The 1580-nt window shown below is 64.7% G+C and carries 2 protein-coding genes; both read left to right on the top strand.

Translation table 11 applies throughout. From position 1 onward, the window contains the following. Window positions 1-558: glycosyltransferase family 4 protein (locus tag ACE3S9_RS19395; protein WP_374548115.1), on the top strand; the 558-nt coding region annotated here is incomplete at its 5' end. Beyond that, window positions 549-1580 (top strand): acyltransferase family protein (locus ACE3S9_RS19390; protein ID WP_374548114.1); only part of this gene is annotated, 1032 nt, incomplete at its 3' end. The genes ACE3S9_RS19395 and ACE3S9_RS19390, both read left to right, overlap by 10 nt.

The raw sequence follows: 1580 nt of genomic DNA, 5'->3' as shown, positions 1-1580 counted from the left end.
CCGCCCGCCGCCCCGGATGAGAACGGCGATTGCGTCGTGCTCTGCTTCGGCCGCATGGAGCATTACAAGGGTCTCGGCGTGCTCGGCGAGGCGATCGCGCGCCTGAAGGATCTCGGCGCGTCGACCCATTTCCGCATCGTCGGCAAGGGGCCGGAACTCGATCTGCTGACGCCGCAGCTCGCCAGCCATCCCAATGTCTTCATCGACAACGCCTTCGTTTCCGCCGCCCGCCTGATCCAGGAAATCCGGGCGGCGACCTGCGTGATCCTGCCCTATCTCAACGCCAGCCAGAGCGGCGTGCTGGCGGCGGCGCTGGGTAACGGCCGCCTCGCCATCGTCAGCGACGTCGGCGGCTTGCGCGATATCGTGGCGCCGGATCAGAATGGCCTGCTGGTGCCGCCCGGCGACCCGGAAGCGCTGGCGGACGCGATCCGCCGCGTCGCCGCCAACCGCGATTTGCGGCATAAGCTCTCGCAAGGCGCGCTGGCCACCGCCGAACGCAATCTGGACTGGAACCATATCGTCGACAGCTATTGGGACGAAGCCTATTGCAGCTAAAATATCGCGCCGATATTGATGGCCTCCGCGCCATCGCGGTCGTTTCGGTCGTGGTGTTCCACGTATCGCAATCGATCCTGAACGGCGGCTTTGTCGGCGTCGACGTCTTCTTCGTCATTTCAGGCTATCTGATCACGCTCGGCATCCTCGAAGGGATGGACAGGGGCGCCTTCACCCTCGGCGGGTTCTACGCCAACCGCTGCCGTCGCATCGCGCCCGCTTATCTCGTGACCCTCGCCGTCGTCACGATCGGCGTCGTGCTGGTCGGCTATCCGGCCGAAACCAAAGGTTATGGCGGGTCGCTGATCGCCGCGATCTTTTCGGTCAGCAATATCTATTTCTGGCTGACGACCAATTATTTCGCGCTCGCCGCCGAAGAACTTCCCCTGCTCCACACCTGGTCGCTCGCGGTCGAGGAACAATTCTATCTGTTCTTCCCGCTGATCCTGGCCTGGTCCCTGAAACGCGGGCGCCGCCCGGCGATCATCACGCTGGCGGCGATTTTCCTGCTTTCGCTGGCGTCCAGCGCCCTGCTTGTCCACATCTGGCCCGTTGGAACCTTCTATTCGCTGCCGACGCGCGCCTGGGAGCTGCTGCTCGGCTCCCTGCTCGCCATGGAATGCCGCTGGCGCGCCAGCCACGGCTTCCGCCCGACGCCGGCGGTGGTCTCGCTGATCGCCGTCGCCGGCCTGCTGTGCATGGGCTATGCGATCTATTTCTTCAATTCCAACATGGCCTTCCCCGGACTGGCCGCCGCCCTGCCCTGCCTCGGGGCGGGCGCGGTGATCTATGCCGGCAGCGTCGCCGCCACACCGGTTTCGCGACTGCTCTCGCTCGCGCCGATGCGTTTCGTCGGCAAGATCTCCTATTCGCTTTACCTCTGGCACTGGCCCATTCTGGTCTTTCAGAAAATCGCGCCCTTCATTCCCGGATCGGAGTCCAAGATCGTCGCGCGCGGCGGCGTGATCGCCTTGTCCTTCGTCGCGGCGGCGCTGTCATGGCGGTTCATCGAACAGCCCACG

Source organism: Rhodoblastus sp. (assembly GCF_041915505.1).
GTDB lineage: Bacteria > Pseudomonadota > Alphaproteobacteria > Rhizobiales > Beijerinckiaceae > Rhodoblastus.
This window is presented reverse-complemented; position numbering and strand designations above follow the sequence as displayed.